General features: G+C 72.3%; 19 protein-coding genes and 3 pseudogenes. 15 read left to right on the top strand and 7 right to left on the bottom strand.

Going from position 1 to position 24,014, the window contains the following annotated elements; all coding sequences use genetic code 11:
- Positions 1-10 precede the first annotated feature (10 nt).
- From OG819_RS44370 to OG819_RS44350, 5 genes are all read left to right on the top strand, one after another.
- Entirely contained in the window at positions 11-1,327 is a 1,317-nt protein-coding gene (locus OG819_RS44370; protein ID WP_266634844.1) for a M20/M25/M40 family metallo-hydrolase, read from the top strand.
- 10 nt (positions 1,328-1,337) lie between these two features.
- The gene (locus tag OG819_RS44365) at positions 1,338-3,374 is read left to right on the top strand and encodes a prolyl oligopeptidase family serine peptidase (RefSeq protein ID WP_266655062.1); all 2,037 of its coding nucleotides are present in this window, start codon (positions 1,338-1,340) and stop codon (positions 3,372-3,374) included.
- The gene (locus OG819_RS44360) at positions 3,371-4,300 is read left to right on the top strand and encodes an LD-carboxypeptidase (protein WP_266655060.1); all 930 of its coding nucleotides are present in this window, start codon (positions 3,371-3,373) and stop codon (positions 4,298-4,300) included. Before OG819_RS44365 ends, OG819_RS44360 begins: the two co-directional genes overlap by 4 nt.
- 25 nt (positions 4,301-4,325) lie before the next feature.
- Positions 4,326-4,877 carry a GNAT family N-acetyltransferase gene (locus OG819_RS44355; protein WP_266630793.1) on the top strand — a complete coding sequence of 184 codons (552 nt, stop codon included), beginning with the start codon at positions 4,326-4,328 and terminating at the stop codon, positions 4,875-4,877.
- Between the two features lie 114 nt (positions 4,878-4,991).
- On the top strand, positions 4,992-6,998 hold the full coding sequence (locus OG819_RS44350) for a DUF5107 domain-containing protein (RefSeq protein WP_266655058.1): 2,007 nt from the start codon (positions 4,992-4,994) through the stop codon (positions 6,996-6,998).
- A gap of 136 nt (positions 6,999-7,134) precedes the next feature.
- On the opposite strand, the gene OG819_RS44345 is transcribed toward OG819_RS44350, so the two are convergent.
- Entirely contained in the window at positions 7,135-7,491 is a 357-nt protein-coding gene (locus OG819_RS44345) for a VOC family protein (protein WP_266630796.1), read from the bottom strand.
- Between the two features lie 177 nt (positions 7,492-7,668).
- On the opposite strand from OG819_RS44345, the pseudogene OG819_RS44340 reads away from it, so the two are divergent.
- Both OG819_RS44340 and OG819_RS44335 read left to right on the top strand, forming a co-directional pair.
- Positions 7,669-8,037, top strand: a pseudogene (locus tag OG819_RS44340) (hypothetical protein); the annotation flags it as partial.
- A gap of 179 nt (positions 8,038-8,216) precedes the next feature.
- Positions 8,217-10,070: pseudogene (locus OG819_RS44335) on the top strand (transketolase); the annotation flags it as partial.
- 165 nt (positions 10,071-10,235) lie between these two features.
- On the opposite strand, the gene OG819_RS44330 reads toward OG819_RS44335, so the two are convergent.
- The 3 genes and pseudogenes from OG819_RS44330 to OG819_RS44320 form a co-directional block, all read right to left on the bottom strand.
- Positions 10,236-10,406, bottom strand: a complete 171-nt coding sequence (locus tag OG819_RS44330) for a hydrophobic protein (RefSeq protein WP_266428439.1) — start codon at positions 10,404-10,406, stop codon at positions 10,236-10,238.
- A 42-nt stretch (positions 10,407-10,448) separates the two neighbouring features.
- Positions 10,449-11,270: a class I SAM-dependent methyltransferase gene (locus tag OG819_RS44325; protein WP_266655056.1), complete on the bottom strand. Its 822-nt coding sequence runs from the start codon at positions 11,268-11,270 to the stop codon at positions 10,449-10,451.
- A gap of 187 nt (positions 11,271-11,457) precedes the next feature.
- Positions 11,458-12,045, bottom strand: a pseudogene (locus tag OG819_RS44320) (phosphatase PAP2 family protein); the annotation flags it as partial.
- Between the two features lie 268 nt (positions 12,046-12,313).
- Here OG819_RS44320 and OG819_RS44315 point away from each other — a divergent pair.
- Together OG819_RS44315 and OG819_RS44310 are read left to right on the top strand one after the other, a co-directional pair.
- Complete coding sequence (locus OG819_RS44315; protein WP_266655054.1) at positions 12,314-13,933, top strand: ATP-binding cassette domain-containing protein; 1,620 nt, start codon at positions 12,314-12,316, stop codon at positions 13,931-13,933.
- Positions 13,934-14,147: 214 nt separating this feature from the next.
- Positions 14,148-14,384 carry a DUF6158 family protein gene (locus tag OG819_RS44310; RefSeq protein ID WP_266634846.1) on the top strand — a complete coding sequence of 79 codons (237 nt, stop codon included), beginning with the start codon at positions 14,148-14,150 and terminating at the stop codon, positions 14,382-14,384.
- Positions 14,385-14,535: 151 nt separating this feature from the next.
- Here OG819_RS44310 and OG819_RS44305 read toward each other — a convergent pair whose 3' ends face one another.
- Together OG819_RS44305 and OG819_RS44300 are read right to left on the bottom strand one after the other, a co-directional pair.
- Positions 14,536-14,682, bottom strand: a complete 147-nt coding sequence (locus tag OG819_RS44305) for a hypothetical protein (RefSeq protein ID WP_266655052.1) — start codon at positions 14,680-14,682, stop codon at positions 14,536-14,538.
- Positions 14,679-15,065 (bottom strand): DUF2795 domain-containing protein, encoded by a 387-nt coding sequence (locus OG819_RS44300; RefSeq protein WP_266655050.1) that lies wholly within the window; start codon positions 15,063-15,065, stop codon positions 14,679-14,681. Before OG819_RS44300 ends, OG819_RS44305 begins: the two co-directional genes overlap by 4 nt.
- A 134-nt stretch (positions 15,066-15,199) precedes the next feature.
- On the opposite strand from OG819_RS44300, the gene OG819_RS44295 reads away from it, so the two are divergent.
- The gene (locus OG819_RS44295) at positions 15,200-17,215 is read left to right on the top strand and encodes a hypothetical protein (RefSeq protein ID WP_266655048.1); all 2,016 of its coding nucleotides are present in this window, start codon (positions 15,200-15,202) and stop codon (positions 17,213-17,215) included.
- A gap of 202 nt (positions 17,216-17,417) precedes the next feature.
- Positions 17,418-18,212 carry an RNA polymerase sigma factor SigF gene (locus OG819_RS44290; protein ID WP_266630812.1) on the top strand — a complete coding sequence of 265 codons (795 nt, stop codon included), beginning with the start codon at positions 17,418-17,420 and terminating at the stop codon, positions 18,210-18,212.
- A gap of 3 nt (positions 18,213-18,215) precedes the next feature.
- Here the strand turns inward: OG819_RS44290 and OG819_RS44285 are convergent, their stop codons facing one another.
- Positions 18,216-19,343, bottom strand: a complete 1,128-nt coding sequence (locus OG819_RS44285) for a PAS domain-containing protein (protein WP_266655042.1) — start codon at positions 19,341-19,343, stop codon at positions 18,216-18,218.
- A 338-nt stretch (positions 19,344-19,681) separates the two neighbouring features.
- Between OG819_RS44285 and OG819_RS44280 the strand changes: the two genes are divergently transcribed.
- The 4 genes from OG819_RS44280 to OG819_RS44265 all read left to right on the top strand — a co-directional run bounded on the left by OG819_RS44280 (position 19,682) and on the right by OG819_RS44265 (position 23,938).
- On the top strand, positions 19,682-20,269 hold the full coding sequence (locus OG819_RS44280) for an ANTAR domain-containing protein (RefSeq protein WP_323138182.1): 588 nt from the start codon (positions 19,682-19,684) through the stop codon (positions 20,267-20,269).
- 157 nt (positions 20,270-20,426) lie between these two features.
- A complete protein-coding gene (locus OG819_RS44275) occupies positions 20,427-21,458 on the top strand; it encodes a hypothetical protein (RefSeq protein WP_266655040.1) in 1,032 nt (343 codons plus the stop codon).
- 93 nt (positions 21,459-21,551) lie between these two features.
- Complete coding sequence (locus OG819_RS44270) at positions 21,552-22,799, top strand: aminotransferase class I/II-fold pyridoxal phosphate-dependent enzyme (RefSeq protein ID WP_266630816.1); 1,248 nt, start codon at positions 21,552-21,554, stop codon at positions 22,797-22,799.
- On the top strand, positions 22,796-23,938 hold the full coding sequence (locus OG819_RS44265; protein ID WP_266655038.1) for an MBL fold metallo-hydrolase: 1,143 nt from the start codon (positions 22,796-22,798) through the stop codon (positions 23,936-23,938). Before OG819_RS44270 ends, OG819_RS44265 begins: the two co-directional genes overlap by 4 nt.
- The last annotated feature ends 76 nt before the right edge of the window (positions 23,939-24,014 follow it).

Raw genomic sequence — 24,014 nt, 5'->3', positions numbered from 1 at the left:
AGAACGGGCCATGGAAGAACGGGTCGTGGACGAGCGGGCGTTGCACGAGGTCGTACGGTTCACCTCCGACCTCATCCGTATCGACACCACCAATAGGGGCGGCGGCGACTGCCAGGAGCGCCCCGCCGCCGAGTACGCCGCCGCGCGGCTCGCGGAAGCGGGCCTCGAACCCACGCTGCTGGAGCGCACCAAGGGCCGTACGAACGTCGTCGCCCGGCTCGAAGGCACCGACCCGTCCGCCGACGCGCTGCTCGTCCACGGTCACCTCGACGTGGTGCCCGCGCAGGCCGACGACTGGAGCGTGCACCCGTTCTCCGGGGAGGTCCGCGACGGGGTTGTGTGGGGGCGCGGTGCGGTAGACATGAAGAACATGGACGCGATGATCCTTGCGGTCGTACGCCTGTGGGCGCGCCTCGGCGTCAGGCCCCGGCGCGACCTGGTGATCGCGTTCACGGCCGACGAGGAGGCGAGCGCGGAGGACGGCTCCGGGTTCCTCGCCGACCACCATCCGGGACTGTTCGAGGGCTGCACCGAGGGCATCAGCGAGTCCGGGGCGTTCACCTTCCACGACGGCGCGGGCCGGGAGCTGTACCCGATCGCGGCGGGGGAGCGCGGCACCGGCTGGCTCAAGCTCACCGCGCGCGGGCGGGCGGGCCACGGCTCCAAGGTGAACCGGGCGAACGCGGTGACCCGGCTGGCCGAGGCGATCGCCCGGATCGGCGCGTACGAATGGCCCCTCAGACTCACTCCGACGGTCAGCGCCGCCCTCACCGAACTCGCCACGCTGTACGGCGTCGACGCGGACCTGGACGACGTCGACGGGCTCCTCGACAAGCTCGGGCCCGCCGCGAAGCTCGTCGAGGCGACGGTCCGCAACAGCGCCAACCCGACCATGCTCAGCGCCGGTTACAAGGTCAACGTGATTCCGGGAGAGGCCGTCGCCCATGTGGACGGCCGCTATCTGCCGGGCGGCGAGGAGGAGTTCCGCACCACCCTCGACCGGCTCACCGGACCGGACGTGGAGTGGGAGTTCCACCACCACGAGGTCGCCCTCCAGTCGCCGTTGGACTCGCCGACGTACGCCAGGATGCGCGCCGCCGTCGAGGAGTTCGCGCCGGAGGGGCATGTGGTGCCGTACTGCATGTCGGGCGGCACGGACGCCAAGCAGTTCTCACGCCTCGGCATCACCGGTTACGGCTTCGCCCCGCTCAAGCTCCCCGAGGGCTTCGACTACCAGGCCCTCTTCCACGGTGTCGACGAACGCGTTCCCGTCGAGGCGCTGCACTTCGGCGTCCGCGTCCTCGACCGCTTCCTGCGCACGACCTAGAGAGGACAGGATGCAGAAGCTGCCGTACGGATCGTGGCCCTCGCCCATCAACGCGGCGCTCGCCGCCGCGCACGACGGGCACCCCGAGTTCGTCGGCTTCGTCGGCGACGAGGCGTGGTGGACCGAACCCCGGCCCGCGGAGGGCGGACGGCGCACGCTCGTACGCCGACGCGCCGACGGCACGGAGGAGCCGGTGCTGCCGGCCCCCTGGAACGTGCGCAGCCGGGTGATCGAGTACGGCGGACAGCCCTGGGCCGGCGAGATGCGCCCCGAGGGGCCGTTCGTCGTGTTCGTGAACTTCGCCGACCAGCGACTCTACGCGTACGAGCCCGACGCCCCGGACGCGCGGCCGCGCCCGCTGACCCCCGTGTCCCCGGTGGGCGGCGGACTGCGCTGGGTGGACCCGCGGTTGCGCTCCGAACGGGGCGAAGTGTGGTGCGTGCTGGAGGAGTTCACCGGGGACGGACCCACCGACGTACGACGGGTCGTGGCCGCGGTGCCGCTCGACGGGTCGGCGGCGCAGGACCGCGACGCGGTGCGCGAACTCACCGACGGCAGGCACCGGTTCGTCACCGGCCCCCGGCTCTCGCCCGACGGCGCGCAGGCGGCCTGGCTCGCCTGGGACCACCCGCGCATGCCCTGGGACGGCACCGAACTGATCCTCGCCGACGTCACCGAGCACGGCATCCTGCGCGGCGCGCGGTCCGTCGCGGGCGGACCTGAGGAGTCGATCGCCCAGGCGGACTGGACCTCCGACGGCACCCTCCTGTACGCCAGTGACCGCACCGGCTGGTGGAACCTCTACCGGCTCGGGGAGGACACGCCCGTCTGCCCCCGGGAGGAGGAGTTCGGCGGGCCGCTGTGGAAGATCGGGTACCGCTGGTTCGCGCCGCTGGAGAGCGGACTCGTCGCCGTCGTGCACGGCCGCGGCGCCACCGCCCTCGGGATAGTGGACCCGGAGACCGGCGAGGTCGTCGACGCGGCAGGCCCCTGGACCGAGTTCACCCCGACGCTCGACGCCCACGGCAGCCGGATCGTGGGCGTCGCCGCCAGCCCCCGCAGCGCCCACGAGGTCGTCGAGCTGGACGCCCGCACCGGCCGCGCCCGGGTGATCGGAGCCGGCCACGCCGACCCGGTGGACCCCGCGCACTACCCGGAGCCGCAGATCCGCACCTTCACCGGCCCCGCCGGGCGCGAGGTCCACGCCCACATCTACCCGCCGCACCACCCCGACCACGTGGCACCCGGCGACGAACTGCCGCCCTACGTCGTGTGGGCGCACGGCGGACCCACGGGCCGGGCGCCCCTCGTCCTCGACCTGGAGATCGCCTACTTCACCTCGCGCGGCATCGGCGTCGCCGAGGTCAACTACGGGGGATCGGCGGGACACGGGCGGGAGTACCGCAACCGGCTGCGCGAACAGTGGGGCATCGTCGACGTCGAGGACTGCGCGGCCGTCGCGCTCGCGCTCGCCGAGGAGGGCACCGCCGACCGGCAGCGGCTCGCCATCCGCGGCGGCAGCGCGGGCGGCTGGACCACCGCCGCCTCCCTGACCAGCACCGACGTCTACGCCTGCGGCACGATCCTCTATCCGGTCCTCGACCTCAGCGAATGGGGCTCGGGGGAGACCCACGACTTCGAGTCGCGGTACCTGGAGACGCTGATCGGCCCGCTCGCCGAGGTGCCGGGCCGGTACGTGGAACGCTCGCCCAGCGAGCGCGCCGACCGCATCACCGCGCCCTTCCTGCTCCTGCAGGGCCTGGACGACGTCATCTGTCCGCCCGCACAGTGCGAACGGTTCCTCGCCAGGCTGGCCCGGTCGACCGGGCGACGCGTACCGCACGCCTACCTCACCTTCGAGGGAGAAGGGCACGGATTCCGGCGGGCCGACACCATGGTGCGGGCCCTGGAGGCCGAACTCTCCCTGTACGCCCAGGTCTTCGGTCTGCATCCGCCCGGCGTCCCCACCCTGCACCTCACCGCCCTAGAAGAGCCCGTCACAGCGCCGACGGGATCCGCCCCACCGATCGTGGAGTCCACCCAGTGAAAGCCCTGACCCGTCCCACCCGTCTCGCCCCCGGGGCCCGCGTCGCCGTCGTCGCCCCCAGCGGGCCCGTGCCCGAGGAGCGGCTGGCGGCAGGCCTCGACATCCTGCGCGGCTGGGACCTCGACCCCGTCGTGGCACCGCATGTCCTGGACCGCCACCCCGAGTTCACCTACCTCGCGGGCACCGACGCCGACCGGGCCGCCGACCTCCAGACCGCCTGGTGCGACCCGGACGTGGCCGCGGTGCTGTGCGCCCGCGGCGGCTACGGCGCCCAACGCATGGTCGACCTCCTCGACTGGGACGCGATACGGGCCGCCGGGCCCAAGGTGTTCCTCGGCTTCAGCGACATCACGGCGCTGCACGAGGCGTTCGCGAACCGCGCGGGCCTGGTGACCCTGCACGGGCCCATGGTCGCGGCCGTCGACTTCATCAAGAACACGCGGGCACAGGAGCACCTCCGGGCGACCCTCTTCGAACCGGAGACGGTACGGGTGATCGAGTCCGGCGGGGGCGCGCCGCCTCTCGTACCCGGCCACGCCACGGGAGTTGTGCTCGGCGGCTGCCTGAGCCTGCTCGCAGCCGACCTGGGCACCCCGCACGCCCGGACCTCCGCGCGTGGCGGGCTGCTCTGCCTGGAGGACGTGGGCGAGGAGACGTACCGCCTGGACCGGGCGCTCACCCAACTCCTGCGGGCCGGCTGGCTGGACGGGGTCACCGGGGTCCTGCTCGGCTCCTGGGCGCGCTGCTCGCCGTACGAGCAAGTGCGCACGCTGCTCACCGACCGGCTCGCCAGGCTCGGGGTGCCGGTCGTCGAGGAGTTCGGATTCGGGCACGGTGAAGGTGCGTTGACGATCCCCTTCGGGGTACGGGCCGAACTCGACGCGGACGCCGGGACCCTGACGCTGGAGCAGCCGGCTCTTGTCTAGCGGCGCCGTCGCGTAGTGTGTCGGGATGCCTGAGAACGCCTCCGCCTATCTCGCCGAGGGCCCCCGCGTGGGCATCCGGCACTTCACCTACGAGGACGCCGCCGAGTTCACCGCGCGAGTCCGGGAGAGCAAGGCGCTGCACCAGCCCTGGCTCTTCCCGCCCGGCAGCGTCGACGCGTACGCCGCGTACGCGGGGCGGCTCATCGAGGACCGGACGAAGGCCGGGTTTTTGGTCTGCGAACGGGACAGCGGGGCCATCGCGGGCTTCATCAACATCAACAACATCGTCGAGGGCGGCTTCCTGTGCGGGGCGCTGGGCTACGGCGCCTTCGCACACGCCACGGGGCGCGGGCTCATGGCCGAGGGGCTGGGGCTCGTGGTCCGCCACGCCTTCGGGCCGATGGGGCTGCACCGGCTGGAGATCAACGTCCAGCCCCGGAACTCGGCCTCGATCGCCCTTGCCCGGCGCTGCGGGTTCCGGCTGGAGGGGTTCTCGCCGGACTTCATCTACATCGACGGGGCGTGGCGCGACCACGAGCGATGGGCGATCACCTCGGAGATGCTCCGCGCGAGCTGAACCTCCCTTCGAACACCAGCGTCGTCTTCCACCGATGCCGTCGTCGCCTTTGCGGAATCCTGACCGGATCCTGACGAGCGGACACCCTGGTCAGGTGGTCGATGTCGCTGTTCCATGGTCATCGTGACGACGATCCGACGTGACGTACTGACCCTGCCGGTAGCGGAGTTGGGCCAGGACAACCCGCTGCCACCCCTGCGGCCGCTCGACGAGACACACCGTGTCGACGACCGCGAAGACGCCCACCTGCCGCGCGACATGGCCCGCCAGATCCGCTACGAACCACTGCGCAGCATCCTGCCCGAGCGCATCCGGGACGGGTACGACAGACGGCGCGAGCAGCACGGGATCGACACGATCGTGATCGAGAACGACCGGCTGCGGGCGGTGGTGCTGCCGGGCTACGGCGGCAGGGTGGTCTCGCTGTTCCACAAGCCCTCACAGCGCGAACTCCTCTACCGCAACCCGGTGGTGCAGCCCGCCTGCTTCGCCCTCAACGGAGCCTGGATCTCCGGCGGCATCGAGTGGAACATCGGCGCGACCGGCCACACCACCCTGTCCTGCGCCCCCGTGCACGCCGCCCGCGTCCCCGCCCCCGACGGCTGGGGGCACCGCCCACGCCGTTCAGGCAGTGGGGGAGAGATGCTCCGCCTGTGGGAGTGGGAACGGCTGCGCGACCTGCCCTTCCAGGTCGACCTGTGGCTCCCGGACGGATCCGACTTCCTCCACGTCGGCGTCCGTGTCCGCAATCCGCACGAGAAGCCCGCGCCCCTGTACTGGTGGTCCAACATCGCCGTCCCCGAGGAACGCAGGGTGCTGGCTCCCGCGGACGAGGCCTGGCACTTCGGGTACGAGCGGCGGCTGCGGAAGGTGCCGGTACCCGAGCACGAGGGAGTGGACCGCACATATCCGCCGCGCGGCGTCTTCCCCGCCGACTACTTCTACGAGGTGCCCGACGGGCAGCGCCGCTGGATCGCCGCGCTCGACGACGCGGGCGACGGGCTCGTGCAGACGTCCACCGACGTGCTGCGCGGGCGCAAGCTGTTCGTCTGGGGCTCAGGTCCGGGCGGACGGCGCTGGCAGGAATGGCTCACCGAGCCCGGCACCGGCGGCTACTGCGAGATCCAGGCCGGGCTCGCCCGCACCCAGCTGGAGCACGTCCGGCTGGAGGCGGAGAGCGAGGTGTCCTGGCTGGAGGCGTACGGGCCGCTGGCGACGGATGCGGGGGCGGTGCACGGGGCGGACTGGGCGGTCGCGCGGGCCGAGGTGGAACGCGGGCTGTCGGGCGTTCTGCCTCGGGAGGACGTCGACACGGCGTACGAGGCGTGGTTGCCGCACGCCGACACCGAGCCCGGTGAGGTGCTGGCCGTCGGGTCCGGCTGGGGTGCGCTCGAAGTGCTGCGCACCTCCTACAAGCTGCCCGGGACGCCGTTCGAGGAGTCCACGCTCGGGGAGGCGCAGGCGCCCTGGGTGGAGCTCCTGCGGACCGGCGCCTTCCCGGAGCCGCGGCGGGTCGGGCCACCCGGCGAGAGTCTGGTCGCCCCGCACTGGCGGGACATGCTGGAGACCGCGCCCGCGAAACCGCTCACCGAGTACCACCTCGGCGTCGCGCAGTGGCACGCCGGGGACCTGGCGCAGGCCGTGCGCAGCTGGGAGCGGGCGCTCGAACTCGCCCCGTCGCTGTGGCCGTTGCTGCGGTGCCTGGCCGTCGCCGACCAGGAGGCCGGCAACCGGGAACGGGCCGCCGACCGGTACGCCGAGGCCTTCGACGACCTGTGTCAGGAGCGGCGTGACGACGGTCCGGCCTGGACCGCGGCGACGGCGGCGCTCGGGCGGGAGGCGGTGGGGGCGTTGCTCGCGGTGCGGCGTACCGGGGAGGCGCGGCGGGTCTGGGATCGGTTGCGACCCGGCACGCGTGCGCGTGGGCGGTTCCGTCTGCTTGAGGTGGAGTTGCTTCTCGGGGAGGGGGATCGGGACGGGGCGCGGGCCGTCTTCGACGAGGCGTTCGAAGTCGCTGACCTGCGGGAGGGGGCGGAGACCATCACCGCCCTGTGGGCCCGTCTGACGGACGAGCCACTCCCGCCCCACTACGACTTCCGCATGCGCGAAACCCCCAACTAGCTTTTCCTCGCCCCCGCCGCCCCTACCCGTCCCATCCGCACCTGGGGGCTCCGCCCCCAGCCCCCCTTCAGGGGCGCGGGGAACTGCGCGACAAGCCTCCACCGGCCCGCAGCCGAGCGATTCGGGGCGGGGCTGGTCAGTGTGATGTGGCTCCGCGGTCGACGTACTCGTACACGACCCCGTCCGGATGCATGGCGATCAGATTGCGCCCCGCCGGCGTCCCCACCGGCCCCGCCAGAATCCGCGCCCCCAGCTCAGTGAGCACCCGGTGCGCGTCCTCGACGTCCTTGACGGCGATGGTCGCGGAGACCTTCCGCAGGACCTCCAGATCGGCCTCGGGTCCACTCATGAGCAGGAAACAGCCCACCGCCGCCACCGACACACCGCCGCGCTCGAACCGCAGGGCCTGCCCACCCGCAAGTCTTTCGTAGAAGGGGACCGAAGCCTCCAGGTCGTCGACGCAGATCCGCAACGTGGCTCCCAGAATCTCCATGCGGACGAGCTTAGTTGGGCACGACGGTGGACGAGATCGTTTCGGACGTCTCCTCCGGACAGCCGAGTCACGCCCGGAGACGAGGGTGAAACACCGGAGCCCCGGGGTTTGGGTGCCCCGGCCAGGGGGACGCGGAAAGCCCCGTACGACGTACGAGCGACATCGCCGGAGGCGAACATGAGTCGACCCCGCAGCGTGATCGTCGGTGCCGGCTTCGCCGCGTACCGAACCGCTCGCACGCCGGCGCGGCCGCCCCGGCACGAGGCCGGCATCACCCTTCTCGATCCGACCGACTACTTTCCGTATCCGCCCCTGCTGCCCCAGGTCGCCGTCGGCGTCCTGGAACCACGCCGTGTCACCGTCTCGCTCTCTGGCACGCTGACGTACGATCGTTTCGTGCTGGCCGTCGGCGGCGTGAACAAGCTGCTGCCCGTGCCCGGTGTAGCCGAGTACGCGCACGGCTACCGTGGACTGCCCGAGGCGCTGTACCTCCGGGACCACGTGACCCGGCAGGTGGAGCCGGCCCCCACGTCCGACGACCCGAAGTGCTGGTACGCAAGCAGCCGCCGCGGGAGGGCGTACCGGGCCGTCCCGAGGTGTTCGCAACCGCGTCCGCGCCGCGGCCGACTGGCCGCTGGACACCGCATCGCCGGAACCCGAACGGGTCGCCGGTTCCCCGGTGTCTTCGCGAGCCGTCCGGAAGGAGAGACATGAATACCACCGTGAACCCCATGAAGACCCGTCACCTCACCGAACTGGCCCAGCAGTTGCGGGTCGACAGTGTGCGCGCTGCCGCCGCCGCGGGATCCGGGCACCCCACGTCCTCGATGTCCGCCGCCGACCTGATGGCGGTGCTCCTGGCCAAGCACATGCGCTACGACTTCGAGCGCCCCCAGCATCACGGCAATGACCGTTTCGTCCTCTCCAAGGGGCATGCCTCACCTCTCCTGTACGCCGCGTACCGGGCGGCCGGGGCCATCAGCGAGGCCGAACTGCTCACCTTCCGCAAGCTCGGCAGCCGGCTCGAAGGGCATCCGACACCCCGGCGGCTGCCGTGGGTCGAGACCGCCACCGGCTCGCTCGGCCAGGGGCTGCCCGTGGGGGTCGGTATCGCCCTGGCCGGCAAGCGGCTCGACCACACCGGCTATCGGGTGTGGGTGCTGTGCGGCGACAGCGAACTCGCCGAGGGGTCGGTCTGGGAGGGCGCCGAGTACGCCGGATACGAGCACCTCGACAACCTCGTCGCGATCATCGACGTCAACCGGCTGGGCCAGCGCGGCCCGACCCGGCACGGCCACGACCTGGACGCGTACGCGCGCCGCTTCCAGGCGTTCGGCTGGCACACCGTGGAGATCGACGGACACGACGTCGAGGCGATCGACCGCGCGTACGCCGAGGCCGAGTCCACCGCGGGACAGCCGACCGCGATCATCGCCCGCACCCTCAAGGGCAAGGGCGTCGAGTCCGTCCAGGACCGCGAGGGCCTGCACGGCAAGCCGCTGCCGGACGCCGAGGAGGCGATCACCGAACTCGGCGGAGTACGCAACCTGCACGTGGAGGTCCAACAGCCGCCTCCGGCAAGGGTGTTGCACGCCGTCCGCTCCGGCCACCTCGAACTGCCCCGCTACGACACCGGGGACAAGGCCGCCACCCGCGACGCCTACGGGCAGGCGCTCGCCGCGCTCGGCACCGCCCGCGGTGACGTCGTCGTCCTGGACGGCGAGGTGAGCGACTCCACCCGTGCCGAGTTCTTCGCCAAGGAACACCCCGACCGCTTCTTCGAGTGCTACATCGCCGAACAGCAACTCGTCGCGACCGCCGTCGGCATGGCCGCGCGCGACTGGGTGCCGTACGCCTCCACGTTCGCGGCGTTCCTCACCCGTGCCCACGACTTCATCCGGATGGCCGCGATCAGCGGCTCCGGCATCAACCTCGTCGGCTCGCACGCGGGCGTCTCGATCGGCCAGGACGGCCCCTCGCAGATGGCACTGGAGGATCTGGCGATGTTCCGGGCGCTGTACGGCACGACCGTGCTCTACCCGTGCGACGCCAACCAGACGGCGAAACTCGTCGCCACGATGGCGGACTGCGAGGGCATCCGCTATTTGCGCACCTCGCGCGGGGACACCCCGGTGATCTACAGCCCCACCGAGGAGTTCCCCGTCGGCGGCAGCAAGGTATTGCGCGCCGGTGACGAGGACCGGCTGACGCTCGTCGCCGCGGGCGTCACCGTCCACGAGGCGCTGGCCGCCGCGGAGTCGCTCGACCGCGAGGGCATCCAGGTCCGGGTCATCGACCTCTACTCGGTCAAGCCCGTCGACCTCCGCACCCTGCGTGAGGCCGCCGAACAGACCGGATGCCTCGTGACCGTCGAGGACCACCGTGAGGAGGGCGGCATCGGCGACGCGATCCTCGACGCGTTCCTCGACGGCCGCCCGGTGCCGCGGCTGGTCCGCCTCGCCGTCCGTACGATGCCGGGTTCGGCGACCCCCGCCGAGCAACTGCACGCCGCGGGCATCGACGCGGAGTCGATCGCGGCGGCGGCGCGGCTACTGGTGGAGACGGCGGTCGTGCGCTGAGCCGCACCCGCTGAATCCGATGCCGAATTCGAATGATTCTGAATTCGAAGCTGAATTCGAATTCGGCGTGCCGCGCAATGCTTGTGGTGCCTGTTAAATTCCTGCGGCCCGAGACCTGAAACCAGGTCTCGGGCCGCCTCCGTGAATTGCTTTACGGGAATGGCATCACCAGCGGTACCATCGGCCCCTGCTCCCCGAGGTGCTCGTACCGCGCACCAGGAATCCCAGCAGCCACAGGACAATTACCACCAGCGCCACCCACCAGAGCAGCTTCACTGCGAATCCGGCGCCGAAGAGAACCAGGGCCAGCAGTAGTACCAGAAGAATCGGAACCATAATGTGTACCTCCTGCTGTCCGTGTTTCCCGAAGCGGGCGGATCACGCTTCCTTTCGGCAGAGAATCTCTCCGTGCAGGACGGAGAACCAGCCGTCCTCCTGCCGCGCCCACTCCCGCCACGCCTCCGACACGGCCCGCAGCTGCGCGGCGGTCGCGTGTCCGCCCTCCGTGGCGCGGTCCGCGTACGCCGAGGCCAGCGTGCGGTCGGCCCACAGCCCGCCCCACCACTCCCGCTCGTCCTCGGTGGCGAAGGTCCAGGTGCCGGACGTCGCCGTGATGTCCTTGATCCCGGCCGCCAGTGCCCACGACTTGAGACGGCGGCCCGCCTCCGGTTCGCCCCCGTTGGCGCGGGCGACGCGCAGGTACAGGTCCTGCCAGTCGCGCAGGCCCGGTACCTCGGGATACCAGGGCATCGCCGAGTAGTCCGCGTCGCGGGCGGCGATGAAACCGCCCGGCTTGGTGACCCGGTACATCTCGCGCAGCGCCTGCACCGGGTCGCCCACGTGCTGCAGTACCTGATGGGCGTGGACCACGCAGAAGGTGTCGTCGGGGAAGTCCAGGGCGTGCACGTCCGCGACTCCGAACTCGACGTTGTCCAGGCCGCGTTCGGCGGCCACCGCGCGGGCCTGGTCCAGGATTCCCGGGGCGTGGTCGACGGCGGTGACATGGCCGTCGGGGGCCAGCTCCGCCAGGTCGGCGGTGATGGTGCCCGGTCCGCAGCCGATGTCCAGGATCTTCATGTGGGGCTTCAGCGAGTCGAGGAGGTAGGCGGCCGAGTTGGCGGCCGTGCGCCAGGTGTGCGAGCGCAGCACGGACTCGTGGTGGCCGTGTGTGTAGACGGCGGTCTCCTGCGACTTCGACATGACCGTTTCCCCTTCGCGTCGTCTCGTCGGTTGTGCATCACCGTACGCCCGCATGTCGAATGGTGAGACCCATGTCTTGCCATATGGACGGCCGTTGGGTGTTGAGAGGTGAGGGGTGGGTGTGGGTGTGGGTGTTGGGCGCTGATGGGGGGCGAGGCGTCTGGACGAGTCACGGTCGGTGGCGTGTCAGCAGGCCTCGTACGGCGTAGGCGGCGGCCGTGCCCAGGGCCGCGCCGGCGAGGACGTCGCTCGGGAAGTGGGCGCCGGTGTAGACGCGGGACAGGGCCACGGCGGAGGCGAGCGGTACCACCGCGGCGCCCCAGCCACGCGACTCCAGTGCCACGCCCGTGGCGAAGGCGGCGGCCGACGCGGAGTGGCCCGAGGGGAACGAGGTGGTGATCGGCTGCCGCTTGAGCCGGCGGGTCAGGGGGACCGGGGTGAGGGGTGGGCGGGGGCGGCGCACCGAGCGCTTGCCCACCGTGTTGATCGTGGCGGAGGCGAGGGTGAGCGAGGCGAGGCCGCTCGCGGCGGCTCGGCGGGCGTGGGGGGTGCGGCTCGCGGCCACGGCCGCGGCTGTGGCGAACCACAGGAGGCCGTGGTTCGCGCTGCGGCTCAGTCTGGGCAGGAGGGGGTCGCAGCCAGGCCAGTGGCGGGCCGCGACGGCTTCGAAGAGGCGGGAGTCGGCCGCGAGGAGGCGGTTTCGCAGGGCGTGGTGGTTCGGGAGTCGGGCGGTGAGGTCGATGTCCGGGGTGACGGTGTCCGGGGTGACGGTCATGAGCTCCCCGTACCCGCCGATCCGCCGTTTCCTCGTCCCCGCCGCCCCTACCCGTCCCATCTCGAACCTGGGGGCTCCACCCCCAGGCCCCCGCGTGGGTTTGTCGGCTGCGGGTGGGTGGGGGCTGGTCGCGCAGTTCCCCTCGCCCCTTAAAGGCCTCCACCGCGGCCCGCGTCACTCAGCCCGTCCGGCGTGTGAGGACGAGGCCGGGGGCTTGCTGGGGATATGCGTTTGCTCGTGGAGCCGGGTGGCCGGAGAATGCCTCCCCATGGGACATCTCGAAGCCGCGCATCTTGAGTACTACCTTCCCGACGGGAGGGCGCTGCTCGGCGATGTGTCGTTTCGGGTGGGGGAAGGGGCCGTCGTCGCGCTGGTGGGGCCCAACGGCGCGGGCAAGACCACGCTGCTGCGGCTGATCTCGGGGGAGCTGAAGCCGCACGGCGGCACCGTCACCGTGGGGGGCGGGCTGGGCGTGATGCGGCAGTTCGTGGGGTCCGTGAGAGACGACACGACGGTGCGGGAGCTGCTCGTCTCCGTGGCGCCGCCCCGCATAGAGGAGGCCGCCAAGGCCGTCGACGCGGCCGAGCACGCCATGATGACCGTGGACGACGAGGCCGCCCAGCTCCGCTACGCGCAGGCGCTCTCCGACTGGGCCGAGGTACGCGGCTACGAGTCCGAGACACTCTGGGACATGTGCACGATGGCCGCGCTCGGCGTCCCCTACGAGAAGGCGCAGTGGCGACTGGTGCGCACCCTCTCCGGAGGAGAGCAGAAGCGGCTGGTGCTGGAGGCGCTGCTGCGCGGCACCGACGAGGTCCTGCTCCTCGACGAGCCGGACAACTACCTCGACGTCCCGGGCAAGCGCTGGCTGGAGGAGCGGCTCAAGGAAACCCGCAAGACCGTGCTCTTCGTGTCCCACGACCGGGAGCTGCTGGCCCGCGCCGCCGAGAAGATCGTCAGTGTCGAGCCCAGCCCCACCGGCGCCGACGCATGGGTGCACGGCGGCGGCTTCGCGACCTACCACGAGGCGCGACAGGAGCGGTTCGCCCGGTTCGAGGAACTGCGCAGGCGCTGGGACGAGAAGCACGCCCAGCTGAAGAAACTCGTGCTGAATCTGCGGCAGGCGGCCTCCATCAGCCATGAGTTGGCGTCCCGGTACGCGGCGGCGCAGACCCGGCTGCGGAAGTTCGAGGAGGCCGGCCCGCCGCCGGAGCCGCCGCGCGAGCAGGACATCAAGATGCGTCTGCACGGCGGGCGTACCGGCGTACGGGCCATCACCTGCAAGGGACTTGAGCTCACCGGGCTGATGAACCCGTTCGACCTGGAGGTCTTCTACGGCGAGCGGGTCGCCGTGCTCGGCTCCAACGGCTCCGGCAAGTCGCACTTCCTGCGCCTGCTCGCCGGTGACACCGTCGCGCACACGGGCGAGTGGAAGCTCGGCGCGCGCGTCGTGGCCGGACACTTCGCCCAGACGCACGCCCACCCGGAGCTCCAAGGCCGCACGCTTCTCGACATCCTGTGGAGCGAGCACTCGCAGGACCGGGGCGCCGCCATGTCCCGGCTGCGCCGTTACGAGCTGACCGCCCAGGCCGAGCAGCGCTTCGAGAAGCTCTCCGGCGGCCAGCAGGCACGCTTCCAGATCCTGCTGCTGGAGCTGGAGGGCTCCACGGCCCTGCTGCTGGACGAGCCCACCGACAACCTTGACCTGGAGTCGGCCGAGGCTCTCCAGGAGGGACTGGAGGCGTACGAGGGGACGGTCCTCGCGGTCACCCACGACCGCTGGTTCGCACGCTCCTTCGACCGCTATCTGGTCTTCGGCTCGGACGGCAGGATCCGGGAGACGGCGGAGCCGGTGTGGGACGAGCGGCGCGTGGAGCGGGCCCGGTAGGACTCCGGTCCGGTAGGACTCGGTCCCGGTCCGGCTCCTGGTCCTGCTTGTCCGGTGCTTCCCGGAGGACCGGGGGCCCGGAAGTTCGTAGAGTGGAGGGAGGACGGCGAGATCCATGGCTCCCTCCTGGACGCCGCTCGGGCGCCGCGCACGGCAGCGCCTGCCCGGCGGATACCCGGACCGCGCCGCAGGACACGACGAGCGGGGTACCACCATGACCGGAGTCGACCCGGACCGGCTGGACGACCAGCAGCTGATGAAAGAGCTGCAGACGATCCACCGCACCCGCCACGACACACTGCTGCACGGTTCGAACGACGCTCTGCGGACGCACAACATGCGCATGGCGCAACTGGAGGGCGAGTACCTGCGCCGCCATCCGCGCCGCCCCATCGCCGCGGGCCGTACCCGAGACGGAGCCCGGGAGCGAGGCCTCGCGGCGGAGTGCTGAACGAGCGGCGGAGTGCTGAACGACGGGCCGGGTCGAACTCGCCCGGTCCGCCCACCCGTTGAGGACCACCCCCGCCGTCCCCGGTCCCCGCTGTCGCCGGTGAACCGAGGTGCGCCGGATGGTGCCGCGTCCCGCGAGGGCGGACACTCCGTCAGGCGGCCTGCCGGGCGAACACCTCCAGGAGCGCCTCGTCGAAGGCCTTGAGGTCGCCGGGCTTGCGGCTGGTGACCAGGGTGAGAACCGTCGAAGGACTCGGCCGACACCGAGCGGTGGTGCGCACGGCACGTGCGCTGTTCACGGTGTCCGCCGGGCGCGTACGACCGATTCGGCCAGCTCGTGCACCGTGGCGTAGCGCGCCTTGTGCGGGCGTCGCTGCACGGCCTCGACCAGGGGGTCGGGCGCGTGTTTGTCGCGCAGGGTGTCGGCCAGGTCGCGGGGACCCGCGGGGAAGGCGGTACGGGTCAGGAACCGGGCCAGTTCCAGGCGCACCGTCTTGATGGAGTCGGGCGCGCGGTTCGGCGCCACGGGGCCGCGCGCGATCTCCGGGTCGTCGTCGGCGGTCGGCTCCGGGTCGTGCCACTCCTCGGTGCGGGTGGGGTGACCCGACCTGAGCAGGCCCCGCAGTTCGTGTTTCATCTCTTCGTCCCGGTGGACGCTCAGCCGGTCGCTGCCTCGCTGCATGACTCCCTCCAGGGGATCGGGGATGGTGATCGCGTACCCATGGACCCGGGGTCGACACGTCCGTGGGAAATCGGCACGACGCGATCCACCGCCGGACGGCATGATGACGGCCGGAGAACCGGTTCTCCGAGGTCATGGGGGTGGAAGTGACGGGGATGTCGATCGAGGCGCTGGACGCGGTGCCGTGGGACCGGCTCGAGTCGGCACTGCCCCAGCACCCGGTCGAGGAGGTGCCTCGCGCGCTGCGGCGACTGGCGCTCGCGGGCGGGGCCGCGACGGAGGAGCACTGCTCCCCGCTGTACTGGTGCCTGGCCGCCGGCAACGGCCGGGTGCCCTCCGCGGCGACCGCCGCACTGCCCTTCGTGGTCGCGCTCGCCGCCGATCCGGGGCCGGGCGCGCGTGTCGACCTCGTAGGACTGCTGGTGTCCCTGAAGCGGGCGGCCAAGAGGGCCCGGCCGGACCTGGTGGACGAGGGATGGCACGCGGAGTGGAGACGTCACCGTGACACGGTCCTCGCGCTGCTCGGGGACCCGGACCCTGACGTGCGGCGGGAGGCCGTTCCCCTCGCGGACGGTGTCGTACCGCTCCTGGCGCGTTGGCGGGCCGAGACGGACCCGGCGATGCGGCTGCCGGTGCTGCTCAAGCTGGGCGAGACGGCGGGGGAGGAAGATGCCGGGGCGGTCGAGGAGGTGCGGACGGTGCTCGGCGGCGTCCTGCGTGACGGCGAGCCCGTCATGAAGGTCGCGGCCTTGATCTCCTGGGCACGGCTCGATCCGCAGGAGCCGGTCCGGCGGATCGACCTGCTGGTGGAGACACTCTCCGACCTCGCCGTACGGCCCAGGTTCGAGGAGATCTGGTACGTGTCGGACGTCGAGGAACCCTTCCCCCGCGAAGCGGTCGTCACCTGGGCCGCCGAGCTGTTCGACCACGACGCCCGGACGGCCGCCTCCTTCGTGGTCCGGCTGGCCGACGCGGCGGCCCGCACCGGGGACGCCAAGCTGTCCGAGGCCGTACTGGACGAGGCGTGGCGGCTGCTGGTGCTCAGGCCGTCCGCGGCGCCCGCGCTGCTGCCGGTGGCGGGCCGACTGCTGGACGACCCGGCCGACCCCGTGCGCCTGCGGGCGGCGCACCTCCTGGCGGTGCTCGGTCGAGAGTCGGCCCGGTACGCCGACCGGCTCGCCACGCTGATCGACGACGCGGGCGAAGACTCTTACCTGGAAGGGACCGTCGGTGACTACGCGCGCTGGGCGCTCACCCGGATCGGTGACCCGCGTGCGCTGCCGGGGCTCGTCGAGCGGCTCTACGAGCCCTATCGGGAGCACTACGGACGTGGCTACCGCATCAGCGACCCGCGACTTCCGGACGTCGACGCCGTGCTGGTTCCGCTGCGGGCGCACGCCGACGTCCTGCTGCCCGCACTGCGGGAGGTGATGCGGCACCACGCGGCGCACAACGGCGGCCACGGCCCGCTGACCGGCGCCTTCCTGAAGGTCCTGAAGGCGTGGGGGCCGGACGCGCTGCCCGCGCTGCCGGAGGTCGTGGCGCTGCTGGACGACGCGAGGGGCTCGCTGTCGACCGTCGAGGTGCTGGCGGCGATGGGGCCGGGCGCCGCGTCCGCCGAGCCCGCCCTGCGCGCCTGTAAGCCGCTCAACTGGCCGGGGCACCACTGGAACGCGGCGTGGGCCGCCTCGCACATGGGCGGGGACCGTACGGCGGCGCTGCGGCTCATCGGCGACGCGGTGCTGACCGAGGAGGGCCCTTACTACGGGCCCGTCCACCTGCTGGCCGACTTCGGTACCTCTGCCGCGCCGTACGCCGACCGGGTGCGGCACATCATGGAGGACACCCAGGGCCTTCGCCGGGCAGAGGCCGCGCTCGCCCTGTGGTCGGGCACGGGCGAGCCCAAGCCGAGCATCTCCGTTTTGGAGGAGTTCGTCCTGCCGATCGCCGACGGCGGCGAGGACTATGAGCTCTTCGGAGAGGCACTGCGGGCCCTGGTCCGGATCGGCACACTCACCCCGGCGACACGCGCCGCACTGCGGACGGTACGGGGCTTCGACGGTCGCCTGGCACGGGAACGGAACTACGAGGCCTTCCTCCAGGACGAGGAGCTGCGCGCCGCGATCGAGTACCTGCTCGCCCTTCCCTGAGCCCAACGCACCGACAGGCGCGGGTGGTTGCCCCAGTGTTTGCCTCGCACAGACCGGGGCAGGCGGAATTCAAGTGCTTCGGACAGGAGGCACGTCCGTGGGAGCGGGGAAGTCCTCGCCACGGGTGTGCCGTTCGACGCACCCGTGCGCTCCCTCGGTGACCGTCCAACCCAAGGCACCTGCAAGGGAGTTGCGACGCACCATGCGAAACCAAGTGAGCGCGAAACGCCATCCGCACGACGACGCCCCCGACACCACGGAGGCATTCCGCAGGCTCGCCTCGCTCCCTCCGGGCCGGCCGCACGACTCGCTCCGCGAGCAGATCGTCGAGGCCTGGCTGCCGATGGCCAACCGGCTCGCGGGCCGGTTCCGCAACCGCGGTGAGAGCCTGGAGGACCTGCGCCAGGTCGCGGCGCTCGGTCTGGTCAAGGCCGTGGACCGGTACGACCCCGAGCTCGGCAACGCCTTCGAGAGCTACGCCGTGCCGACCGTCACCGGCGAGATCAAACGGCACTTCCGCGACCACATGTGGACCCTGCACGTGCCGCGCCGCGTCCAGGACCTGCGCAACCGTGTGCGGTTCGCCGTCCAGGAACTCTCGGGGACCATCTCGGGCCGCAGGCCCACCGTCGCCGAGATCGCCGTGCACGCCCGGATGAGCGAGGAGGACGTCCGGGCCGGCCTGGAGGCCCTGGAGAGCTTCACCGCGCTCTCCCTGGACGCCGAGGTCTCCGGCAGCGACGACGGTTACTCGCTCGGCGACGTCCTCGGCTCGGCCGACCCCGCGCTCGACGTCGTCATCGACCGCGAGGCTGTCAAGCCCCGGCTGCGGGCCCTGCCCGAGCGTGAACGCACCATCCTCTACATGCGGTTCTTCGGCGACATGACGCAGAGCCGGATCGCCGACGAACTCGGCATCTCGCAGATGCACGTGTCGCGGCTGATCAGCCGGTGCTGCCACCGGCTGCGCGACCAGGTGATGCGCGACGCGGCGTAGCCCCTACCGGGGCGCGTTCATCGCCAGGGCCACATGGCGGGACATCATGTCCATCGCCTGCGCCTCCGCCAGCGAGAACGCCCGGCGGGCGCCGCTGCGGAACAGGGTCAGCACGCCCTGTACGGGTCCGGGCGCGGCGGTCAGGGGCACACACAGCAGCGATGTCACGTTCGCGCGTACGAGGATCGGGGCGCCCGAGGTGTCACGGCCGAAGGCGTCCGGATCCTCGGGGCGTACCCGCGGCGCCGTGGATCCGCCACGGACCGCCTCGACGACGAGCGGGCACGCGGCAGGGTCCTGCGAGGCCACCTCCCGTGCCGCCTCCGCACTGTCGGAGGGGGCGAGCACCGTCGTACGGGACAGCCGCGCCACCCCCGCCGCGTCGGCCACCACCCAGTCGGCGAACCGCCCGTGCAGCACCCCGGCCGCCCGCTCCAGCACCTCGGACGGATCACCGGCCCGGCCGCTGAGCAGTGCCGTGGTCATCGCGTCCACCAGGTCCATCAAGGCCGCGTGCCGGGTCGTCTCGGTCAGGTTCGGTACCGGGACCGGCACGCGCTCGTCGGACGGCACCCGGCTGCCCGCGGGCTGCAGTACGACGAGGACGGCGGTGCGGGGTTCGCCGCTGGGCCGCAGCGCGGCGAGCGTCGCCCGCACCGGCACCGCGGGCTGCTGCTGGAGGTGCACGGTGAGACTGCGGTCGCCCTCGCCTCGCGCCACCGCCGCCGCCTGGGAGCGGAACGCGGCACGGTCGGCGTGCGCGAGGAATCCGGTGAGCGGCCGGCCCGTCGCGTAGCCGGCCCGGACGCCGGTGAACGAGGTCGCCGCGAAGTTCAGCCTGCGCACCACCGTTTCGCGGTCCACCAGCGCGACGGGCACCGGCACCCGCTGGAAGAGCGCCTTGAGAAGCTGTTGCTCCTGGCGGTCGACCGAGGCGACGCCGGACGGGCCCGTCGAGGACAGACGCTCGTACCAGGGCCACAACTGGCCCGCCACATGGTCGAGTTCGAAGATCGCCGCGTCGAGCACCATCGGCAGGCTGTCGGCCGGTACCGAACGAGCTGCCTTGAGCTCCGCCACGCGGCGTACGAAATCCGCGAGTTCTTCACCGAATTCGTCCGTCTGCGCCATGCGATGAACGTAACCCGAAGGGTTGGTTCCAGGTGTGGCGGGGGTGTAACGCACCGCGCCCGTTTTTCGCGCGGGTGAGCGGGAAGGCGCGGAGGGAGGAGGGGTGAAACATGCCGGATTCGGGGCGACTTGGGCAACGTGGCCAAAACGACGGGCGCGGTCAAGGCGGTCAAGGCGGTCATGGCAGTCATGGCGGCCGAGGCGGCCAAGGCAGGCAAGACAGCCAGCTCGGGCACCTGGGCGCGCGGTCGCCGGAATCCACCCTTCCGGGAAGGCGGCTCTCGGAGCTCGCCGAGCAGGCCGCCCGCTGCACCACCGACTGCTGCGGCGCCAGTTGCATGGTTTCCGAGGGCGGCCCGGAACGCCCCGCCGCGGTGACCCACCCCGACCTCGCCGGACTCGTCTCGGTCCAGCTCCGCTCCGGCGACGGTCCCATCCCCGTCGCGCTGGAACGCGGCGAGCCCGTCGACTCGTCGGACCTGCTGAGCGAGGAGCGCTGGCCGGCGTACCGCGCGATGGCCCTCGACTCGGGAGTCCGCTCCAGCGTCACGATCCCCTTCCGGCGCTCCGGGCTGACCGTGACCCTCAGCCTCTACAGTTTCCGGCCCGGCGCCCTGGAGGACGCCCCGCACGGACCCGCCCGCGCGCTCGGCGACCTCGCCGTCACCTGCCTGGTCCGCGACCGCTCCTACCGGGCCGCGCTCACCGAGCTCGATCAGCTCGGCGCAGCGCTGCGCACCCGGCCCGTCGTCGACCAGGCGTGCGGGATCGTCATGCACGTACTGGGCTGCGACGCGGACGCGGCGTTCGGCGTACTGCGCCGCATCTCGCAGGCGACCCAGCGCAAACTCTCCGACGTCGCCTCGGCGGTCGTGGACAAGCGCGGACGCGGCCTGGAACGAGAGCTCGTCTCCCTGTCGGACTGACCCGGCCGGCCGAGCCCTCGCTGTCACCCGCTCGGGTGCCCGTGTCCCGCGAATGGTGTCCGGCCGCGCGCGCCCTGGGCGGGGGCGGGCTGTGATGAGGCGGGGGCGCGACGGCCGTGCCCCCTTCAGACAGTGTCTGTCCGAAGGAGCCCGTCCCATGCGCCGTACCGCCCCTGTCTTGTCCGCCACCGCCTTGGCCTGTGCCGCCCTGGGTGCGGTCGCTACGGCCGCGTCCGCGGATCCGGGCGCGGAGGTCGATCCCCGTTCCGTGGGCCCCGGCGGTCTGCTCTCCATCTCCGTCACCTGCGACGCGACCGGCGGCACCCCGCCCGAGTCCATCGACGCCCACTCCCAGGGCTTCGAGGGGGGAAAGGTCCAGCTGCACCGGGTCACCGGCGGCGACGCGAAGACGGGCGGCGCCGCCTCGTACCACGGGACGGCCCGGATCCCGTCCGGTGGGACTTCGGACAGTGGATCCGGTGTGGCCGGCGCGGTTGGTGCCGTCGGGGCAGGCGGGCAGTTCAACAGCGGGTCCGACGCCGGGGGCCGTGAGGGCGAATGGGGTGTCAACGGTGTCTGTCCCGTCGAGCCGGGCGGCACTGAGCGGCCCTGGAACGCCTCGTACACCGTGTCCCAGGGCGCCGGCATCGGGACCGGCACCGGCGTCGGGCGCGACACGGGGCGTGAGACGGGTGCGGCTCATGACGGTGGTTCGCCGCGCGAGACCGGCGCGGCTCATGACAGCGGTACGGGGCGCGAGACGGGCGCGGCTCCTGACATGGGCGTGGGTCATGACACGGGTGCGGCTCATGACGGTGGTTCGCCACGCGAGACCGGCGCGGCTCATGACAGCGGTACGGGGCGCGACACAGGTACGACTCACGACACGGCGACTCACGACACCGGCACAGGGCATGACACCGGCGCTGGGCGTGACACTGGCACAGGGCGTGACACCGGCACGGGGCGTGATACCGACGCCGGGCATGACAGCGGCGCCGGGCGTGACACCGGTGCGGACGACGACACCGTGGAGCGCCCCGCCGGTGCCCAGTACGGGGTGCAGGGTGGCGAGGGCGGCGCCTTCACCGACTCCGTCCCGGCCCTGATCATCGGCGGCGTCCTGATCGTGGGCGGGCTGGGCGCGGCCGTCCACCGCCTGCGCCAAAGGGGCTCCTCCGGCCGCTGACGCTGTGACGGGCGCATCCGGCCGGGCGCCCACGGCGGGGCGGGAGCCCGGGTAACGACAGGGCACGGCACTACGGACTGCACGGAGGCACGGATGCGGCGGACGGTACCGGAAGGGCACGGTCCGGTCCGCTACGGCCCGCCCCTTCCCGATCAGGGCCTGCCGGTACTGCCCGAACTGCGCGCCGTACTCGCCGACGCGGCGGGCCACGCCCATGCCGAGCCCTCCGGCGGCGGCCCCGCGCTCCTCGACGCGGCCTGCGGCTACTGGACCCGGCGGGGCCTGGCCGCCGACCGAGACCGGGTGGTCGCCGCCCCCGGCGCCCCCGCACTGCTCCTCGCGCTGACCGGCGCACTCGGCGGCGACGTCCTGGTGCCACGCCCCTGTGCCGCCTGGTGGGCACCACAGGTCCGCCTGCTGGGCCGGTCCGTGTTCCACGCGGCGACGCCCGCGGAGTGCGGCGGCCTGCCGGATCCGTACGCCCTTCTGGAGACCGTCCGCCGGGTCCGAGCCGAGGGCGGCGACCCGCGCCTGCTCGTGCTCTCCGTCGCCGACGATCCCACCGCGACCGTCGCACCCCCCGAGGTGGTGCACGAGACCGTGGAGGCCGCGGTGGGCGAGGGACTGCACGTGGTCAGCGACGAGACCTGGCGCGACACCCTGCACCGGCCGCACGACACCGTGCTGCTCAGCCCCGCCGAAATGCTCCCCGGCGAGGTCACCGTGGTCGCGGACCTCGCGGGTGCCTTCCTGCCGCAGGGCTGGCCGGCCGCTGTCGCCCGCTTCCCGGACACCGACGAGGGCCTTCGGCTGCGCGCCCGCGTCCTCGACGTGCTCACCGTGCTCGGCGCCCGGGTCGCCGAACCGGTCGCCGCGGCGGCCGCGTACGCGCTCGGCGAGCCGGACCCGGTCACCGAGCGGCTGACCGCCGCCGTACGCCTGCACGCGCGCGTGGCTCTCGCCGCGCACCGCGCGGTGGTCGGGTCGGGCGCTCTCGCGCGGCCGCCGCAGGCCGGCCGGCATCTGTACGTGGATCTCGGCCCGTTGAGCTCCGCGCTGACCGCCCTCGGTGTCGGGGACGCACAGGAACTGGAGGACTTCCTCACCGCCCGGCTCGGCATGCCCGCGCCGGGCGGCCACCGCTTCGGGGACGACCTCGAGGCGCTGCGCGTGCGGTTGGAGACCGGACCGCTGCTCGGTGCCACCGACGAGGAGCGGGCGGAATGCCTCAGTTCACCCTCGCCGTTGGAACTGCCGCAGACGCAACGCGCGTTGACCCTCCTGGGGTCGGCGTTCGACGATCTCCGTGACGACGCTCAGCGATGGGAGCCTCCTCGATGACGCAGCAGTCCCAGTCGACCACGAGCACGAGTACGTCCCCGAGCACGTCCATGTCCACGTCCCTGAGCACGTCCACGAGTACGCAGGACGCCGAGGAGCCGGCGTCCTCCATGGCCCCCACGGTGGGCCGTTCCTCACCTGTCGTTCCGCTCCGTCCGCTCGTCGAGCCCCCTCCTCTCGCCGAACCTCGTCCGCTCGGCGAGCGCCGTGTGTGGCCGCGGTCGTTCGTCGACCGGCTGACCGCGCCACTGCCGGGGCTGCGGGCCTTCGCGCGGTTCGCCCGCGAGGGGGCGCTGCGGCCGGGGCCCGAGGGGCTCACCGACATCCCACTGCTGCCCTTCGAACCGGGGCCGCTGCCGCGGGTGGGCGTCCGTACCGTCGCCGTCTCCTGGGCGGGGCACGCGAGTTGGGTGATCCGCATAGGCGGGCTCACCGTCCTCACCGACCCGGTCTGGTCCCGCAAGATCCTCGGCACCCCGGCCCGGATCACCCCCGTCGGCGTGGCCTGGAGCGCGCTGCCGAGCGTCGACGCGGTCGTCATCAGTCACAACCACTACGACCATCTGGACGCGCCGACGCTGCGCAGGCTCCCGCGGGACACACCGGTGTTCGTGCCGGCCGGACTCGGACGCTGGTTCCGGCGCCGCCGGTTCACCCGGGTCACCGAGCTGGACTGGTGGGAGGCGGTCGAACTCGACGGGGTGCGCTTCGACCTCGTCCCCGCCCACCACTGGTCCAAGCGCAGCCTCGCCGACACCTGCCGCACGCTGTGGGGCGGCTGGATGCTGACGGCGCCCGAAGGGCAGCGGGTGTACTTCGCGGGGGACACGGGGTACGGGCACTGGTTCACGGCCATCGGGCAGCGCTACCCGGGGATAGACCTGGCCCTGCTTCCCATCGGTGCGTACGACCCCCGGTGGTGGTTGAGCGACGTCCACTGTGACCCGGAAGAGGCTGTTCGAGCGGCCGTTGACCTGGGGGCTCGTCGAATGGCGCCGATGCACTGGGGGACGTTCGTGCTGTCCGCGGAACCGGTGCTGGAGCCGCTGACCCGGGTGAAGGTGGCCTGGGAGCGGACGGGGTTGGAGCGGGGAGACCTGTGGGATCTGGCGGTGGGGGGTTCTCGGGTTCTGGGGTGAGGGCGTTGGCGGGGTGCCCGCGGGTGGGTCGCGGTGGCTCGCGCCCACGCGGCGGAGCCGCGGATGCCCCCTCCGG

It is taken from the genome of Streptomyces sp. NBC_01549 (genome assembly GCF_026339955.1).
Lineage (GTDB): Bacteria > Actinomycetota > Actinomycetes > Streptomycetales > Streptomycetaceae > Streptomyces.
This window is presented reverse-complemented; position numbering and strand designations above follow the sequence as displayed.

What these genes read in the sequence shown, in the direction of transcription:
- OG819_RS44345 (WP_266630796.1), bottom strand. Translation starts at nt 7,491, where the DNA reads ATGGAGATTCTGGGAGCCACGTTGCGGATCTGCGTCGACGACCTGGAG.
- OG819_RS44310 (WP_266634846.1), top strand. Translation starts at nt 14,148, where the DNA reads ATGACCGGAGTCGACCCGGACCGGCTGGACGACCAGCAGCTGATGAAA.
- OG819_RS44270 (WP_266630816.1), top strand. Translation starts at nt 21,552, where the DNA reads ATGCGGCGGACGGTACCGGAAGGGCACGGTCCGGTCCGCTACGGCCCG.
- OG819_RS44265 (WP_266655038.1), top strand. Translation starts at nt 22,796, where the DNA reads ATGACGCAGCAGTCCCAGTCGACCACGAGCACGAGTACGTCCCCGAGC.
- OG819_RS44315 (WP_266655054.1), top strand. Translation starts at nt 12,314, where the DNA reads ATGGGACATCTCGAAGCCGCGCATCTTGAGTACTACCTTCCCGACGGG.
- OG819_RS44295 (WP_266655048.1), top strand. Translation starts at nt 15,200, where the DNA reads ATGGGGGTGGAAGTGACGGGGATGTCGATCGAGGCGCTGGACGCGGTG.
- OG819_RS44275 (WP_266655040.1), top strand. Translation starts at nt 20,427, where the DNA reads ATGCGCCGTACCGCCCCTGTCTTGTCCGCCACCGCCTTGGCCTGTGCC.
- OG819_RS44370 (WP_266634844.1), top strand. Translation starts at nt 11, where the DNA reads ATGGAAGAACGGGTCGTGGACGAGCGGGCGTTGCACGAGGTCGTACGG.
- OG819_RS44290 (WP_266630812.1), top strand. Translation starts at nt 17,418, where the DNA reads ATGCGAAACCAAGTGAGCGCGAAACGCCATCCGCACGACGACGCCCCC.
- OG819_RS44350 (WP_266655058.1), top strand. Translation starts at nt 4,992, where the DNA reads ATGGTCATCGTGACGACGATCCGACGTGACGTACTGACCCTGCCGGTA.
- OG819_RS44300 (WP_266655050.1), bottom strand. Translation starts at nt 15,065, where the DNA reads ATGCAGCGAGGCAGCGACCGGCTGAGCGTCCACCGGGACGAAGAGATG.
- OG819_RS44355 (WP_266630793.1), top strand. Translation starts at nt 4,326, where the DNA reads ATGCCTGAGAACGCCTCCGCCTATCTCGCCGAGGGCCCCCGCGTGGGC.
- OG819_RS44280 (WP_323138182.1), top strand. Translation starts at nt 19,682, where the DNA reads ATGGTTTCCGAGGGCGGCCCGGAACGCCCCGCCGCGGTGACCCACCCC.
- OG819_RS44330 (WP_266428439.1), bottom strand. Translation starts at nt 10,406, where the DNA reads ATGGTTCCGATTCTTCTGGTACTACTGCTGGCCCTGGTTCTCTTCGGC.
- OG819_RS44365 (WP_266655062.1), top strand. Translation starts at nt 1,338, where the DNA reads ATGCAGAAGCTGCCGTACGGATCGTGGCCCTCGCCCATCAACGCGGCG.
- OG819_RS44325 (WP_266655056.1), bottom strand. Translation starts at nt 11,270, where the DNA reads ATGTCGAAGTCGCAGGAGACCGCCGTCTACACACACGGCCACCACGAG.
- OG819_RS44285 (WP_266655042.1), bottom strand. Translation starts at nt 19,343, where the DNA reads ATGGCGCAGACGGACGAATTCGGTGAAGAACTCGCGGATTTCGTACGC.